15 protein-coding genes and 1 tRNA gene are annotated in these 14,610 nt (G+C 63.0%); 13 read left to right on the forward strand and 3 right to left on the reverse strand.

All coding sequences use genetic code 11. The annotated features are described in order from the left end of the window. Window positions 1-8: 8 nt before the first annotated feature. The 13 genes from MESCI2_RS0132455 (at window position 9) to MESCI2_RS0132520 (ending at window position 11,739) form a co-directional block, all read left to right on the forward strand. A tRNA-Arg gene (locus MESCI2_RS0132455) sits at window positions 9-85 on the forward strand. A gap of 283 nt (window positions 86-368) precedes the next feature. Continuing rightward, complete coding sequence (locus tag MESCI2_RS1000000136365) at window positions 369-884, forward strand: GNAT family N-acetyltransferase (RefSeq protein WP_027040128.1); 516 nt, start codon at window positions 369-371, stop codon at window positions 882-884. A 371-nt stretch (window positions 885-1,255) separates the two neighbouring features. Then, the gene (locus MESCI2_RS0132465) at window positions 1,256-2,020 is read left to right on the forward strand and encodes an SDR family NAD(P)-dependent oxidoreductase (RefSeq protein ID WP_027040129.1); all 765 of its coding nucleotides are present in this window, start codon (window positions 1,256-1,258) and stop codon (window positions 2,018-2,020) included. A gap of 427 nt (window positions 2,021-2,447) precedes the next feature. Then, window positions 2,448-3,089 (forward strand): GntR family transcriptional regulator, encoded by a 642-nt coding sequence (locus tag MESCI2_RS0132475; protein ID WP_032901445.1) that lies wholly within the window; start codon window positions 2,448-2,450, stop codon window positions 3,087-3,089. Window positions 3,090-3,177: 88 nt separating this feature from the next. After that, on the forward strand, window positions 3,178-4,029 hold the full coding sequence (locus MESCI2_RS0132480; RefSeq protein WP_027040131.1) for a transporter substrate-binding domain-containing protein: 852 nt from the start codon (window positions 3,178-3,180) through the stop codon (window positions 4,027-4,029). A 74-nt stretch (window positions 4,030-4,103) separates the two neighbouring features. Continuing rightward, window positions 4,104-4,817, forward strand: a complete 714-nt coding sequence (locus MESCI2_RS0132485) for an ABC transporter permease (protein WP_027040132.1) — start codon at window positions 4,104-4,106, stop codon at window positions 4,815-4,817. After that, a complete protein-coding gene (locus tag MESCI2_RS0132490; protein WP_027040133.1) occupies window positions 4,814-5,506 on the forward strand; it encodes an ABC transporter permease in 693 nt (230 codons plus the stop codon). Before MESCI2_RS0132485 ends, MESCI2_RS0132490 begins: the two co-directional genes overlap by 4 nt. Window positions 5,507-5,636: 130 nt before the next feature. Beyond that, window positions 5,637-7,223 carry a gamma-glutamyltransferase gene (gene ggt, locus MESCI2_RS0132495; RefSeq protein ID WP_027040134.1) on the forward strand — a complete coding sequence of 529 codons (1,587 nt, stop codon included), beginning with the start codon at window positions 5,637-5,639 and terminating at the stop codon, window positions 7,221-7,223. Window positions 7,224-7,289: 66 nt separating this feature from the next. Continuing rightward, entirely contained in the window at window positions 7,290-8,816 is a 1,527-nt protein-coding gene (locus MESCI2_RS0132500) for an acyl--CoA ligase (RefSeq protein ID WP_027040135.1), read from the forward strand. A gap of 2 nt (window positions 8,817-8,818) precedes the next feature. Beyond that, complete coding sequence (locus tag MESCI2_RS0132505) at window positions 8,819-9,805, forward strand: 2-dehydropantoate 2-reductase (RefSeq protein WP_027040136.1); 987 nt, start codon at window positions 8,819-8,821, stop codon at window positions 9,803-9,805. Between the two features lie 89 nt (window positions 9,806-9,894). Further along, window positions 9,895-10,278, forward strand: a complete 384-nt coding sequence (gene gloA2, locus MESCI2_RS0132510) for an SMU1112c/YaeR family gloxylase I-like metalloprotein (RefSeq protein WP_027040137.1) — start codon at window positions 9,895-9,897, stop codon at window positions 10,276-10,278. Between the two features lie 104 nt (window positions 10,279-10,382). Beyond that, the gene (locus MESCI2_RS0132515) at window positions 10,383-10,616 is read left to right on the forward strand and encodes a hypothetical protein (protein ID WP_027040138.1); all 234 of its coding nucleotides are present in this window, start codon (window positions 10,383-10,385) and stop codon (window positions 10,614-10,616) included. Between the two features lie 130 nt (window positions 10,617-10,746). Beyond that, on the forward strand, window positions 10,747-11,739 hold the full coding sequence (locus tag MESCI2_RS0132520; protein ID WP_245270503.1) for an acetylserotonin O-methyltransferase: 993 nt from the start codon (window positions 10,747-10,749) through the stop codon (window positions 11,737-11,739). A gap of 1 nt (window position 11,740) precedes the next feature. On the opposite strand, the gene MESCI2_RS0132525 is transcribed toward MESCI2_RS0132520, so the two are convergent. From MESCI2_RS0132525 to MESCI2_RS0132535, 3 genes are all read right to left on the reverse strand, one after another. Further along, a complete protein-coding gene (locus MESCI2_RS0132525; RefSeq protein WP_245270504.1) occupies window positions 11,741-12,769 on the reverse strand; it encodes an aminopeptidase in 1,029 nt (342 codons plus the stop codon). A 116-nt stretch (window positions 12,770-12,885) separates the two neighbouring features. Further along, on the reverse strand, window positions 12,886-13,533 hold the full coding sequence (locus MESCI2_RS0132530; protein WP_027040141.1) for a class I SAM-dependent methyltransferase: 648 nt from the start codon (window positions 13,531-13,533) through the stop codon (window positions 12,886-12,888). Between the two features lie 97 nt (window positions 13,534-13,630). Further along, window positions 13,631-14,602, reverse strand: coding sequence for a branched-chain amino acid ABC transporter permease (locus MESCI2_RS0132535; RefSeq protein WP_027040142.1), 972 nt, complete (start codon window positions 14,600-14,602; stop codon window positions 13,631-13,633). Window positions 14,603-14,610 lie beyond the last annotated feature (8 nt).

Consider the following 14,610-nt stretch of genomic DNA (forward strand, 5'->3'; position numbering starts at 1 on the left):
CCTGTTGCGCGCCCGTAGCTCAGCTGGATAGAGCACCAGACTACGAATCTGGGGGTCAGGAGTTCGAATCTCTTCGGGCGCGCCAAATTGTAGTGCACATTCCAAACCGCGCTATCTGTTGCCGACGGCATATAGCCGCAAACGCGACCAGCCTTCTCTGACGCCAGGATTCAAACTCCAGCAATCGATGTCCGCTTCGGCGTACTTCTGAGACATTTAGCTGTTGCCGGGCGATCTGGATGCTGTGCTAACGTATCGTCGAATTCACCGCACGTCGCATTGCAATGTTCGTAGTCAGAAGTGCTCGGCCTGGGGACATCGAAGGGGCCGTCACTGCCCTGGGCGAAGCTTTCGCCCAAGACCCCTTGATGTTGTATCTCTTTCGCGAAAACCCAAATGGCGTCCGCGCCGGGGCGACGGAGTTTTTCTCTATGCTGCTCAGAGCCAGGATCGCGCTCGGGATGCCCGCATATGTGCTGCAGCAAGCCGACGGCGTGCTGGGCGCTGCAATGGGATACGACACCTCGCGCCCGGTCTGGCCTGCGGCGCTCGCCAGCGAATGGCGCCAGTTCGAACTCGGCGTGCCCGGCTTTGCTGCGCACCTCGCGGCCTACGAGAAAATCTGCGAGGCTCATCAGCCAAACGAAGATCATTATTATCTCGGCGTGATCGGCGTACATCCGTCCCTTCAGGGCAAGGGCGCAGGGAAGGCCCTGCTCGATGCCTTTTGCGCGCGCTCCCACGCAGATCCACAATCACGCGGTGTCTATCTGGACACCTGCAATCCAGGCAGCCTCCAATTCTACCACAATAACGGGTTCGAACTCCGAGGCGATGGCAACCTCGATGCAACGCCCTTGTGGTGCGTCTACAAGCGGACGTGACGGGCAGCGACGCGCGCTTCGAGATGCCCGACGGCCGCTGACGACAGGGCTCAGGCCCGGCGTGTCCGGCGGGATTCCAGAGCTGAGACAATCACATAATAGTTCCCAGTTTGACCTCGTCAGGCGCAACACTCAAACAATTGAGACATTGGTACTTTTTACAGTAACAGCTTCGGCGCCGGATTCAGCCGGTTCCGGCAGAGCGAACGTTCCTTTGAGGCCCATCGCAGCCTGGCGCACACGCGACCGGGAGGAACTACCGGGAGGAACTAAAGCCTGTTCCCATGTCTCCCAAGAGGGGCGCGTGTTGGAAACGTGCACTTGATCGCGTCATCCGAATCCGCGACAAGCGGAAGTCAGTGGAGCCTGATTTGATCGTTCCCTCTACCAGCATCCGGCGCGCACTTATCACCGGGGCCGGTGCGGCCGACGGTATCGGCTTTGCCATTGCCCGGCAGCTCGGCCATGCCGGCCATGCCGTTTTTCTCACCGGTGCCAGTGCGCGTGTGCTCGATCGCGCCGTTGAGCTCCGCGCCGAAGGCATCGATGCCAAGGCGGTGGTCGCCGATCTCACCATCGCTGACGATGTCGCGCGACTGCAGGCCGATGTCGGCGCGGTCGATATCCTGGTCAACAATGCCGGCATGGGCTCGCTGGCATCGCCATCGGTCGACAAGGCGTTTCTCGCCACGACCGAGGCCGACTGGGATCAGGGGATCGACGTCAGCCTGAAGACCGCATTCCTCGTCACGAAGGCGTTTCTGCCCGCGATGGTCGAAGCGGGCTATGGGCGCATCGTGAATGTGGCGTCGGTGACCGGGCCGCTGGTGTCTTTCGAGGGCACGGCAGCCTATTCCGCCGCCAAGGCCGGCATGGTCGGCCTGACGCGGACGCTGGCGCTCGAAGTGGCGAAAAGCGGCGTAACAGTCAATGCCGTGGCTCCCGGCTGGATCGAAACGGGGTCATCGAGCGAGATGGAGCGGCAAGCCGCCCTGAATACGCCGCCGGCGCGGGCCGGGCGGCCGGATGAGGTAGCCGCCGCGGTGGTGTTCCTGGCATCGGAAGGTGCCAGCTATGTCAATGGCGCGCTGCTGGTGGTCGACGGCGGCAACAGCCTTCAAGAGCGCAAGGGCTGAAGGCTCAAAGGCGCTTGTCGTCATGGTCGGTCGGCGGGCAGGCCTCGCGCAAGTTCCTCGCCCCTCAGGACGCTTTGGCTAGGAAATTCCGATAATTCGAATTGGCCTGCAGCAGGCGCAGCACGTTGTCTCGCGAGCCCCGCACATGGGCGCGTGCCGGCGTTGCGCAGTCGCCATTTCCGCGCTTTGGCCTGTTGTCGTCCCATTTGGAGTGGTGGCCGGTCTGACTTGCCACGCCCAACGCGGCACCGCCCCAAAGACTCGCCCGGCCCGAAATAGATCGTGCCGGTGGTGCACTGCACCAGTATTGGCTTCTGAACGGCGCCACCGGGTATTGACGATGAAATAAAATACGGATTTGATGATACGTGGATACAAAAATACTTTTAGGTGCCCCATGCCAGCAGCCTTTCCGGCAGAGCCACAGATGTCCGCCACTGCGGAGGAAGAGGCGTACAGACACGTTCAGAGAGCCCTTCGCCTCGGCCGCTACAAACCGGGCGACAGGCTTATTCCGGAGGAGATTGCCGCCGAGATCGGCATGAGTCGCATGCCGGTGCGGGAAGCCTTTCGGCGCCTGGCCTCCGACGGGCTGGTGGTTCTGCGGCCCAATCGTGGATGCGTGGTCGCAGGCCTGACGGTCGATGAGCTTTACGAGATTTTCGAAATTCGCTCGGTTCTGGAGGGACTGGCCGTAAGGCTGGCGATGCCCCGGATCGATGAGGAGGAGTTCGAGGAACTCGAGCGCCTGCTCGAGCGCATGGAACGCGCGGGCCAGAGCGGCAGCAGCGACTGGGTGGTCCGCCACCAGGAATTCCACGGCCGTATCTGTGCGCTAAGCCGGAGGCCCAAGCTTATCCACCAGATATCGGCGCTGCATGTGGTGATAGAGCCCTACATGCGCATCTGGTTCGACGACTGTGACAAGCCGCATTCTGCGCGCGAGGAGCATGCCTCCGTGATCGCGGCCTTGCGTTCAGGCGACGAACTTCACGCGGAAAAGGTGATGCAGGATCATATTCTCAGCACAGCACCGATGCTGGCCGAGTTCGTGAGTCCGAGCCGGTGACGAACACCGGCCGGACAAGAATGGCCTCGAACCGGTAATGGCCGGACGTAGGAACAGCTCGATCAGCCTATCAAAAAAGGGGAACCACATGAAAGTTTGTCGTTTGGCCGCAGTTGCGGCCGCACTCAGCATGTTCGGCTTCATGCACGCCGCATTGGCCGAGGACGCGCCCAAGGCCATAACCATCGCCACGGAGGGCGCCTACGCTCCATGGAATTTCACCAACGCGGACGGCAAGCTCGACGGACTGGAGATCGAACTCGCCAACAATCTTTGCGAGCGGATGAAGGTCAAATGCACCATCATCGCTCAGGACTGGGACGGACTTATTCCTTCGCTGAAGGTCGGCAAGTTCGATGTGATCATGGCCAGCATGTTCATCACGCCCAAACGCCTCGAGACCATCGACTTCACCCAGCCTTATGCGATCGACCCGGGCGGGTTCGCGGCCGCCAAGGATAGCGATCTGGGGAAGCTCGGCGCTTCGAGCGAGAAATTCAAACTGGACGATGAGGCTGCTACCAAGGCTGCGGTCGAAAAGTTGAAGCCCCTGCTGAAGGGCAAGGTGGTCGGTGTCCAGGCGGCCACGGCCATGCTCGAATTCGTCAAGAAATACTTCGGCGACACGGTGGAAATCCGTGAGTACAAGACGACCGAGCAGCACGATCTCGATCTGGCCGCGGGCCGCATCGATGCAATATTCGCTCAGAAGACAGCGCTCGCCGCCACGCTCGCGAAACCCGAATTCTCGGGCTTCACGGTTGCAGGTCCGGGCTTTGTCGGCGGCTTGTTCGGCGCCGGAACGGGTGCGGGACTCAGGAAGGAAGACGCCAAGCTCAAGGAAATGCTGAACGACGCGATCAGCGCCGCCATTGCCGACGGGACCATTAAACGCATCTCGGAAAAATGGGTGAAAACGGACGTGACGCCGGTCAAGTAGCCACGTGTGTATTCTGTCCGGCCGATTGGTATCAACCGATCGGCCTAGTGCCGCGCTGAACGATCAGGTTTCACATGACGGACACACTCCATATCCTTTCCGTGGGCAAGGGCGGCTGGGGCGGAGCCCTGCTGCTGGCAGCTGGCGTGACATTTGCGCTGTCAGTCCTCGGCTTCCTGCTCGGCGCTCTCCTCGGCGCGGTTGCAGCAGGAGGCCGGCTCTCCACGAGAGCTTTACCGTCATGGGCCGCCAAGGGCTATGGCACGGTGTTCCGGGGTGTGCCCGATCTGTTGACGATCTACCTGCTTTACTACGGCGGCAGCATAGCATTGACTGAGATCGGTAAATTCTTCGGCAGCGCAGGCTTCATCGGGCTGCCGACATTTGCGACTGGCGTCCTGGCGATCGGCATCATTTCGGGCGCCTATCAAGCCGAGGTCTATCGCGGAGCGTATCTCGCCGTCGATCTCGGCCAGTTTGAGGCTAGCAAGGCGCTCGGCCTGTCCCGGTTCCAATCGCTGCGTCTCGTCATCGTGCCTCAACTGATGCGGCACGCCCTGCCGGGCCTGGGAAATGTCTGGCAGCTTGTGCTCAAGGATTCAGCCTTGATCTCCGTGATCGGCTTGGTGGAATTGATGCGGCAATCTCAGATCGGCGCGGGATCGATGCGGGAGCCCTTCGTCTTCTATATAGCAGCCGCGACGCTGTATTTCCTCATCGCTACCGTGACCGGATCGGTCTTTCGCTACGGCGAGGCACGGGCGTGGCGAGGCATGGTCCACGCATGATCGACTTCGCCTTCTTTGGAGAGATCATTCCCACCCTTCTCTCCGGCTTGCCGTTAACCTTGCAACTTGCGGGGTTGTCGATCGGAATAGGCTTTGCCTTGGCCCTGGTGCTCGCACTGGCGCAGCAGGGAAACCATCGGATGCTGGTCTGGCCCATACGCTCCTTCGTTGCCGTCTTTCGCGGCACGCCATTGCTTGTCCAGATATTCCTCATCTATTACGGCCTCGGCCAGTTCCGCCCCACACTTCAGGCAGTTGGGCTCTGGTGGCTGTTTCGCGAGCCCTATTGGTGCGCCATCATCGCGCTCAGTCTCAATACCGCGGCCTATGGCAGCGAAATCCTGCGGGGTGCGATACAGGGTGTGCCGCGCGGCCTTGTCGAGGCGGCCTCAGCCTTCGGCATGACACGGCTCCAGACCCTGCGTCTCGTCGTTCTGCCTTTGGCGCTGCGCCAGGCCATACCGAGCTACAGCAACGAGATCATCCTCATGGTAAAGGGTACGTCGCTTGCATCGATCGTCACCCTGATGGAAGTGACGGGCATCGCCCAGGGGCTTATTTCACAGACCTATCGCGCCGTAGAGGTTTTCGTGGCCGCGGGCGCGATCTATCTCACCATCAATTTCACGATCATCTCGGCACTGAACGCGCTGGAAACCTGGCTAACGCCTTATCGGGTCCGAGCCTGATACGCGTCTGGCGTAACGAGGAGAATTGGCAAAATGCGCAGTGTCGAGAAGCCGAAGCGATCCGTTGCCGTGTCGTGTTACGCCATGGCGGCAGCGTCGCATCCATCAGACCAGGGGATACAAAGACAGAATGCGTGATTTCCAGTTTCCCGGACGCTCGCCGGTTCGTGCCACGGAAGCGGTTGCGGCGACGTCGCATCCGCTTGCAACCCTTGCGGCCATCGACATGCTGCGCTCCGGCGGCAACGCCATGGATGCCGCGGTCTGCGCCGCCGCCGTGCAGGGCGTGGTCGAGCCGCAGTCGACCGGCATCGGCGGCGACTGCTTCGTGCTCTATTCTCCCGGGGGGCAAGGCAATGTGTTGGCCTTCAACGGCTCCGGCCGCGCGCCGGCCAGGGCGACAGTCGACTGGTACCGCGAAAAAGGTTTCGATCGCATCCCGTTGCAGGGCCCGCATGCTGTCACCGTGCCGGGTGCCGTCGATGCCTGGAGCCGCCTGCTTGAAGACCATGGCCGCAAGGGCCTTGCCGAGGCGCTGGCGCCGGCCATCCATTATGCCGAAAACGGCTATGTCGTGCACGACCGCGTCGCTTTCGACTGGGCCGAACCGGAAACCGACCTGTCGGCCGACGAGCATGCCGCGCGCATCTTCCTGCCGGGCGGCAAGGCGCCGAAGGCGGGTGACGTCCACCGGCAGCCGGAACTGGCGGCGACCTTGCGCATCATCGCCAAACACGGCCGGGCCGGTTTCTACGAAGGCGCGGTCGCCGACGATATCGTGCGCCGGCTCAAGGAATTGGGCGGACTTCATTCGGCCGAGGATTTCGCCGCGACCCGAGGCGATTATGTGGCGCCGGTCAGCACCTCCTATGGCGGCCATGAGATCCACCAGATGCCGCCGAACAATCAGGGGCTGACGGCGCTTTTGATGCTGAACGTGCTGTCGGGCTTCAAGCTCGGCGGGCTCGACCCGAATGGCGCCGAACGCCTGCATCTGGAGATCGAGGCCGGGCGCCTGGCCTATCGCGACCGCGACCGCTATGTCGGCGACCAGGACCACGTTCCGGTGCCGGTGAAGCAGCTCCTGTCCGGCGCCTATGCCGACCGGCTGCGCGCCGAGATCGACCGCGAACGCGCCATGACGCATCTGCCGCGCGTGGAGCTGCCCGGCAGTGACACGGTCTACATCTCCATCGTCGACCGCGACCGCAACGCGGTCTCCTTCATCAACTCGACCTATTATTCGTTCGGCAGCGGTGTCGTCGGCCCGAAGACCGGTGTCGTGCTGCAGAACCGCGGTTCGAGCTTCCGCCTCGACCCGGCACATCCGAACGCGATCGCGCCCGGCAAGCGGCCTATGCATACGATCATGCCCGGCATGGCGACGAAGAACGGCCGCGTGGTGATGCCGTTCGGCGTTATGGGCGGCGGCTACCAGCCGTTCGGTCATGTCCATCTGCTGACCAACATGATCGACTTCGGCATGGACCCGCAGCAGGCGCTGGATGCGCCCAGGGTGTTTTACAATGACGACACCGTGGAGGCCGAGCGTGGCGTTCCCACTGATGCAATCGAGGGCCTGCGCCGGCGCGGCCACCGCATCGCCGAACCGCATCATCCGCTTGGCGGCGGGCAGGTGGTGCTGATCGATTGGGAGAAGGGGACGCTGACCGGCGCTTCCGATCCGCGCAAGGATGGTTTGGCGCTTGGATATTGAGGCGATCCGTTGTCCAATGGCGTATCCATATCCCGCCAATAGTCGTTCGAAATCCAGCCGGTGATCATGACCCAAACCGAAACCCACGTAGATCTCTCCCGCCGTCTCGCCGCCGGCGTCGACGATGCGCCCGCCATTCTGGCACCCGACAGGGCGACGCTCAGCCATGGCGGATTGCGCAGCCTGATCGCCGACACGGCAAAACAGCTGCATGCGCGCGGCATCGGCCGGGACGACAGGGTGGCGATCGTGCTGCCGAACGGGCCCGAGATGGCCACCGCCTTCGTCGCCGTGGCGGCCGCCGCCTCGACGGCTCCGCTCAATCCCGCCTACCGGGCCGACGAGCTCGATTTCTACCTGACCGACATCGGCGCCAAGGCGATCCTTGTCGCGGAGGGCGAGACCGGCCCTGCGGTGACGGTGGCCGAGCGGCTCGGCATCGGCGTGCTGCGGCTTGTCGTGCAGCCCGGCACACCCGCCGGCAGTTTTGCGATCGGGGGCGCGGCGATCGGACCCCCGGCATCACCCGACATGGCGCAAGACGGCGACATCGCGCTTTTGCTGCACACCTCCGGCACGACGTCGCGGCCAAAACTGGTGCCGCTCAGCCATGCCAACATCGCAGCCTCGGCTGCCCATATCGGCGGCACGCTTGGCCTGACAGCCAATGACCGTTGCCTCAACATCATGCCGCTGTTCCACATTCACGGCCTGATCGCGGCCGTGCTGTCGTCGCTGGCTGCCGGTGGCAGCATCTACTGCACGCCGGGTTTCAACGCGCTGCGCTTCTTCCAGTGGCTGAGCGAGGCGCAGCCGAGCTGGTACACGGCGGTGCCGACCATGCATCAGGCGATCCTGCCCAGGGCGGCGCGCAATACCGAGGCGCTGGCGGCGGCACGTCTTCGCTTCATCCGCTCGTCCTCGGCATCGCTGCCGGCGCAGGTGATGACCGAGCTGGAAGCGACCTTCGGCTGCCCGGTGATCGAATCCTACGGGATGACTGAGGCCGCGCACCAGATGGCCTCGAACCGGCTGCCGCCGGGCCAGCGCAAGCCCGGCAGCGTCGGGGCCTCCGCCGGTCCGGACGTGGCTGTGATGGCGCCCGACGGGCGGCTGCTCGCAGCCGGCGAGACCGGCGAGATCGTCATTCGCGGGCCCAATGTCACGGCGGGCTACGAAAAGAACCCGGATGCCAACGCCACGGCTTTCGCGCATGGCTGGTTCCACACCGGCGACCAGGGCGTGCTGGACGAGGACGGCTATTTGCGCGTCACCGGAAGGCTCAAGGAGATAATCAACCGCGGCGGCGAAAAGATCTCGCCGCTCGAGGTCGACGACGTGCTGATGGACCATCCGGCGGTGGCGCAGGTCGTCACCTTCGCCATGCCGCATGACAAGCTTGGCGAGGAGGTGGCGGCGGCGGTTGTGCTGCGTGAAGGCATCAGCGCCACCGAGGGCGACATCCGCACCTATGCCGCGACGCGGCTTGCCGACTTCAAGGTGCCGCGCAAGATCCTGATCCTGGACGAGATCCCAAAGGGCGCGACGGGCAAGCTGCAACGCATCGGCCTTGCCGCCAAACTCGGACTTTGACGATGAAGATCACCATCTTCGGCGCCGGTGCGATCGGCGGCTATCTCGCGGCCAAGCTGGCGATCACTGGGCGGACCGACCTGTCGATCGTCGCGCGCGGCGCGCATCTCGACGCGATCAAGGCAAATGGCCTGCGCCTGATCGAGGATGGCCAGGAGACGTCCGTCCCCGTCCAAGCCGCCGCGAATGCCGAGGAACTTGGCGTGCAGGATTATGTGGTGCTGGCGCTGAAGGCCCATTCCCTCACCCCGGCCCTTGACCAGATCGCACCGCTGCTCGGAGAACATACCGCCGTCGTCACCATGCAGAACGGCGTGCCGTGGTGGTATTTCCACGGCGTCGGCGGGCCGCTCGAAGGCACCAGGCTGAACGCGGTCGATCCGGGCGGCGCCATCTGGCAGCGGATCGGACCGCAGCGCGTCATCGGCTCGGTCGTCTATCCCGCGGTCGAAGTCGATGCTCCCGGCCTCATCCGCCATGTCGAGGGCAAGCGCTTCTCGCTCGGCGAGCCCTCGGGCGAGCGCAGCGAACGGGTCACGCTTCTGGCCGAGGAGATGGTCAAGGCCGGCTTGCAAGCGCCGGTTCGCGACGACATCCGCAGCGAAATCTGGGTGAAGCTGTGGGGCAATCTCTCCTTCAATCCGATCTCGGCGCTGACCGGCAGCACGCTGGCCGCGATCGTTGCCGACGAGGGCACCCGCACGCTCGCCCGCACCATGATGCTGGAGGCGCAGGCGATCGGCGAAAGCCTCGGAGTGCGCTTTCCCATAACCGTCGACCGGCGCATCAAGGGCGCCGGCGATGTCGGCGAACACAAGACCTCGATGCTGCAGGACCTTGAGCGCGGCCGGCCGATGGAGATCGACGCGCTGGTGAGCGCGGTGCAGGAACTTGGCCGGCTAACGGACAGACCGACCCCGACCATCGATGCCGTGCTGGCGCTGGTGCGCCGACTGGCGGTGGAGCGCGGGTGTTATGGGTGGGGTTGAGCGACGGCGTAAATCAGAGCCATGGCGCGCGACGATCCAGGCCTTGAGGCACCTTGGCCTCATATCCCAGCTTGACCAGGGTTAGCAGCATGCTGAACGCCATTCACCACGTCGCGCTCATCTGCACCGATTACGACCGGTCGCGACGGTTCTACGTCGAACTCCTCGGCCTCGATCTGATCCGGGAGATCTATCGGGAGGAGCGGCAGTCATGGAAGGCGGATCTGCGGATCGGGTCGGCCCAACTGGAATTGTTCTCCTTCCCCACACCGGCGATGCGGCCGTCCCACCCAGAGGCGACAGGCCTGAGACATCTGGCATTCGCTGTGTCCAATCTTGAGCCCGTAATTATCCGCCTGGAAGCCGCAGGCGTTGCCGTCGAGCCTATCCGGATCGACCCATATACGGACCAACGGTTTACCTTTTTCAGGGACCCGGATGGATTGCCGCTGGAACTCTACGAAGCCCCATAAGGAACGGTTCGCTTTCACGATGGGCGCTGTGTACTGACGGTCTCGGTATCGGCGGACCGCGAATCTGTGCTAAGCGCCGCCCAACCAACCAAAGGACGACACCAATGAGCGAACTGACCGTGGCCGAGGCGACCGAGAGCATCTATGCCTCGCTCCGGGCGGACAATGCCGACATCGACACACATATCGCGGCGCTTAAGGCGGCGCTGACGCGAGAGGGGATCAAACAGGCGGTGTTTGATCCGGCCAAGCTGGCGCAGAACAACCGCTCGGGCCGCAAGTTGATGCAGGCTTATTTTCGGCAGCGCGGTGTGAGCGTGAGGTTTTCGGACCAGTAGAACGGCGCGCGGGCGATCTCAACCCCGCCGTTGGGAGTTCCCGGCCGGTCCGTCGCCATCCGGACGTCGGGACTGCAGGTTCTAATCCATCGGAGCTGTTTCAAAGTCGGCCCTGGATCGCGGAGGGGGGATGGACGTGGTGGGTTTTGATCGGATCGACAGACTGATCGCAGCGGTGCCCCCCGCCTTGGCGCTTCGCGCCGGACTGGACCTTGGCATCTTCACCCGGCTCGGTGAAAGTGCTGTGACTGCCGACAGCCTCGGGGCCACGCTCAAAGTCGAGCCCGATCGTCTGTCGCGGCTCCTCTACGCGCTCGCCAGCATCGGCCTCCTTGAAGTCGAGGACGGTCAGTTTCGCAACGGAGCCGAAGCGTCGGCCTTCCTCGATGCGTCCAAGCCGACCTATCGCGGCGGCGACCACGCGCTCATGCGCGAGTTGTGGGGAGCCGACCTTTTGACCGCGGACTCGCTGCGACAGAACCGGCCGGCCGCGCTGCACGATTTTTCCGAAGCGGGACCTGAGTCCGCGGCGGCCTTCAGCCGCATGCTCGCACCGGGCGGGGTGATTTTCGGCCGACACCTGGCCCAGGAGATGGACCTCTCGGCGGTCGGTTCGGTGATCGACATCGGCGGGGGTGCCGGGACCATACTGGTCGGGCTTCGCGAGCGGTGGACGCACATTGCGGCGACGCTGATGGAACTCCCAACGGTCGCAGCGGTCGCGCCAGCTATCCTGTCGGAATACGGTGCCGATGACGTGGTTGTCGAAGAGGGGGACATAACCGTCGCGCCATCGGTCGGTCGGCACGATCTGGCGATCCTGAAGGCCGTCGTCCAGGTGCTTCCGCCGGACCAGGCGCGCAATTCGATCCTGAACGCGGCGCGTTGCCTCACCCCCGGAGGCGAGATCGCAATTGCGGGGTGGGGTGTCGTCGACGACGACCGCCTCGGCCCGTCCGAGGGTGTCTTCCTCAATCTCACTTTCCTGAATCTCTATCGCCACGGCGAATCGTACGCGGAAGGTCAATATCGTGCGTGGATGACCGAGGCTGGATTCCGGGATATCTCCAGGTCGCGCCTGACGGACGGCTGCACGTTGTTTCGTGGACGCCTCCCGGGCTGACTCAATAACAGCGATCTGCCACCGCAAGTGCTTCGGCGCGGTGAGCTTGGTCCAGCGCGCCAATCCGCCGGACCGATGCATAGAACCTGACATAGTCACCCGAACACAAGTCGAACAGCCGGAGAAACGCGGCCACCCGGTCGCTGTAGACGGAGGTCGCGGCGAGCTTTGCATTGTTGATCGGGGACGCGAACCAGGCATCGTATCCCCGGTATCGGCCCCAGCGCCTGTCGCGCATGTGTCGGTAGCGCATCCGCAGCCGTTCAATCGCGGCCGTCTTCGCGGCCAGTTTTTGCTCCGAGGTGCCGGCGCTGGAATAGACTTGCGCCAACTCGTCCCGGGTCCGCGACACCAGCGCAAGAAATTCAGCTTTTCGCTTCCGGGCGGCTTCGTAACGGCGCAATGCGGCGGTATCGCCAGTCGCGCGCAGCCATTTTTTTACGCCGGTCGTTTCGACGGCGACAGCGAATGCCTCGTTGAATGCGGAATCGTCGTGCACGTAGACGCGCTGGTGGGCCAGTTCATGGAACACCAGCGCTGCGAGATAGGTTTCATCCTGGCCGAACATCGTGCTGAGCAGCGGGTCGCTTGACCAGCCAAGCGTGGAATATGCGGTGATGCCCGTCACATAGACGTCCATGCCCTGCCCTTGAAGTTCGGCAGCGGTTTCAGTCGCGGACTTCCTGGAGAAATACCCGCGGTAGGGCACGCAGCCGAAAACGGGAAAACACCATGTCCGCGGCGTCAGCGAAAATGCCGGCGCGGCGAAGACGGCCCATGTCACTGAGTCCCGACCGATATCGACATAGCTGCGATAGCTGTTGTTGTCGGGCAGCGCCAGTTCATCCGTTGCAAACTGTCTTATGGCGCTCGCCGATGCCATTCGGGCGCGCAATGCCTTCGGCGTCGAAGGATCCTCGATCAGTTTTCCGACATCCTGGCGCGCCGTCATGATCCGCAGATGACCCTGCACGGACTGCGCGTAATAGGAAACACTGGTGCAACCGGTCACGCCGGACAGCACGGTCATAACCACAACCAATCGAAAGAATGCGCGCATCACGATTTGCCCACAGCAGTGCTCACCCGTTCCGACAGCGCGATTGCCCCAGGCCTCTCCAGCAGTCGCACTCATTCGATCGAGGTCTATAGTTTTCTGAAGAATCCGGACAGAATATTCGGACCCGCTTCACCGGGCCGCAGTCTAATCCCATCCTCGAAGCAGTTCAGCGTCACGCATTCGAAGCCGCTGTGTGCGAGGAATGCCACCAGCGAGTCACGGTCGAAGTGGTGGAGGTGCTCGTCGGGAAGACGCATACGCCATGTCCGGAACCAGGCGTCGCCGTCTGCGCCGAGTTCGCGCCAGCGGCAATAGGGGACGGCGACGGCAAGGTAGCGTGTCTTAAGCCGGGTGAGGAAACCCAGATCCGGGATATGCTCAAGCACGTCGAACATGGCGACGAGATCCCACGAGCTGGAGAGCGCCTCATCCCAATCGACGAAGCGCACGCCCTTGGGCAGCGGAAACCTGGTTATGTCGCAGCCGGCGCAGTCGGCGACCCCGGTTATTTTCGCGGCTTCGATGAATGTGCCGGTGCCATATCCGATCTCCAGCACGGAACGAGGAATCTCGCCGGTGATTCCCAGCACCCAGCCGAGTCGCTGATATCCGAGCTTGATGGTCCGGTCACTCAGGTCCTCGTAATAGGAAATGTACTGCTTGTCATACTTGATCGGTTTGGAGTCGACCTGGTGGATCACGCCAAACCCGTCCACCGTGTAGTTGTCCAACATTAGCGTGCGGCCTCCGGATTCCGAGCTCCTTAAATGGCACAGCTAAACGCAGCCGGGCAATCGAGCGGTCAGCTATTCAGCCGCTAGCTTGAACTGATCAGTCCTTTCCGGCCCGCTTGAAAAACCGCGCGTAAAATTCACCGACGATGCCGCGCCGGAAGACGAGCACGCACACCATGAAGATCAGACCGGTGGCGATGGTCACCGGAAAGCCGGAGGTGGCAAGCGTGTTTTCCAGGCCGATGACCAGGCTTGCGCCGATGATCGGCCCGACCATGGTGCCGATGCCGCCCAGAAGCGTCATCAGGATCACCTCGCCCGACATCTGCCAGGTGACGTCGGTGAGCGTGGCGAACTGGAAAACGATCGCCTTGAGCGATCCGGCCAGCCCGGCCAGCGCCGCCGACATGACGAAAGCGCCCAGCTTATAGTTGGCGACGGAATAGCCCAGCGAAATGGCGCGGTTCTCGTTCTCGCGGATCGAGCGCAGGATCATGCCGAACGGCGAATTGACGATGCGCCAGATGGCGAAGACGCCGATCAGGAACACCGCCAGCACGAAGTAATACATGTTCAGCGAGACGTTCAGGTCGAGGACGCCGAGCAGCATGCCGCGCGGCACGCCCTGAATGCCGTCCTCGCCTTGCGTGAAGGGCGACTGCACGCAGAAGAAGAAGAACATCTGCGACAGCGCCAACGTGATCATGGCGAAATAGATGCCTTGCCGGCGAATGGCGAAAAAACCCATGACAAGGCCGAGCAAGGCCGCACCCGCCATGCCGAGTAGAATGCCGGCTTCCGGCGGCCAGCCCCAGACCTTGACGGCATGCGCGGTGAAGTAGGCGGCGCCGCCGAAAAAGGTGGCGTGGCCGAACGACAGCAGCCCGGTGTAGCCAAGCAGGAGATTGAACGCACAGGCAAACAGCGCGAAGCACAGCATCTTCATCAGGAAGATCGGATAGACCAGGAAAGGCGCCACCAGCAGCGCCAGGATGCCGAGTCCGACCAGCGTCCATTCGAGCCGTGCCGAGGTTTTGGCCGATGTCTCGCGAAGCGTCAGTTCTGGCATGTCAGATG

Source organism: Mesorhizobium ciceri WSM4083, from assembly GCF_000519305.1.
Classification (GTDB): domain Bacteria; phylum Pseudomonadota; class Alphaproteobacteria; order Rhizobiales; family Rhizobiaceae; genus Mesorhizobium; species Mesorhizobium ciceri_B.

Bases quoted from the DNA above. Each gene is read 5' to 3' on its own strand.
- MESCI2_RS1000000136365 (WP_027040128.1), top strand. From the start codon at position 369: ATGTTGTATCTCTTTCGCGAAAACCCAAATGGCGTCCGCGCCGGGGCG.
- MESCI2_RS0132475 (WP_032901445.1), top strand. From the start codon at position 2,448: ATGTCCGCCACTGCGGAGGAAGAGGCGTACAGACACGTTCAGAGAGCC.
- MESCI2_RS0132480 (WP_027040131.1), top strand. From the start codon at position 3,178: ATGAAAGTTTGTCGTTTGGCCGCAGTTGCGGCCGCACTCAGCATGTTC.
- MESCI2_RS0132485 (WP_027040132.1), top strand. From the start codon at position 4,104: ATGACGGACACACTCCATATCCTTTCCGTGGGCAAGGGCGGCTGGGGC.
- MESCI2_RS0132490 (WP_027040133.1), top strand. From the start codon at position 4,814: ATGATCGACTTCGCCTTCTTTGGAGAGATCATTCCCACCCTTCTCTCC.
- ggt (WP_027040134.1), top strand. From the start codon at position 5,637: ATGCGTGATTTCCAGTTTCCCGGACGCTCGCCGGTTCGTGCCACGGAA.
- MESCI2_RS0132500 (WP_027040135.1), top strand. From the start codon at position 7,290: ATGACCCAAACCGAAACCCACGTAGATCTCTCCCGCCGTCTCGCCGCC.
- MESCI2_RS0132505 (WP_027040136.1), top strand. From the start codon at position 8,819: ATGAAGATCACCATCTTCGGCGCCGGTGCGATCGGCGGCTATCTCGCG.
- gloA2 (WP_027040137.1), top strand. From the start codon at position 9,895: ATGCTGAACGCCATTCACCACGTCGCGCTCATCTGCACCGATTACGAC.
- MESCI2_RS0132515 (WP_027040138.1), top strand. From the start codon at position 10,383: ATGAGCGAACTGACCGTGGCCGAGGCGACCGAGAGCATCTATGCCTCG.
- MESCI2_RS0132520 (WP_245270503.1), top strand. From the start codon at position 10,747: ATGGACGTGGTGGGTTTTGATCGGATCGACAGACTGATCGCAGCGGTG.
- MESCI2_RS0132525 (WP_245270504.1), bottom strand. From the start codon at position 12,769: ATGACCGTGCTGTCCGGCGTGACCGGTTGCACCAGTGTTTCCTATTAC.
- MESCI2_RS0132530 (WP_027040141.1), bottom strand. From the start codon at position 13,533: ATGTTGGACAACTACACGGTGGACGGGTTTGGCGTGATCCACCAGGTC.
- MESCI2_RS0132535 (WP_027040142.1), bottom strand. From the start codon at position 14,602: ATGCCAGAACTGACGCTTCGCGAGACATCGGCCAAAACCTCGGCACGG.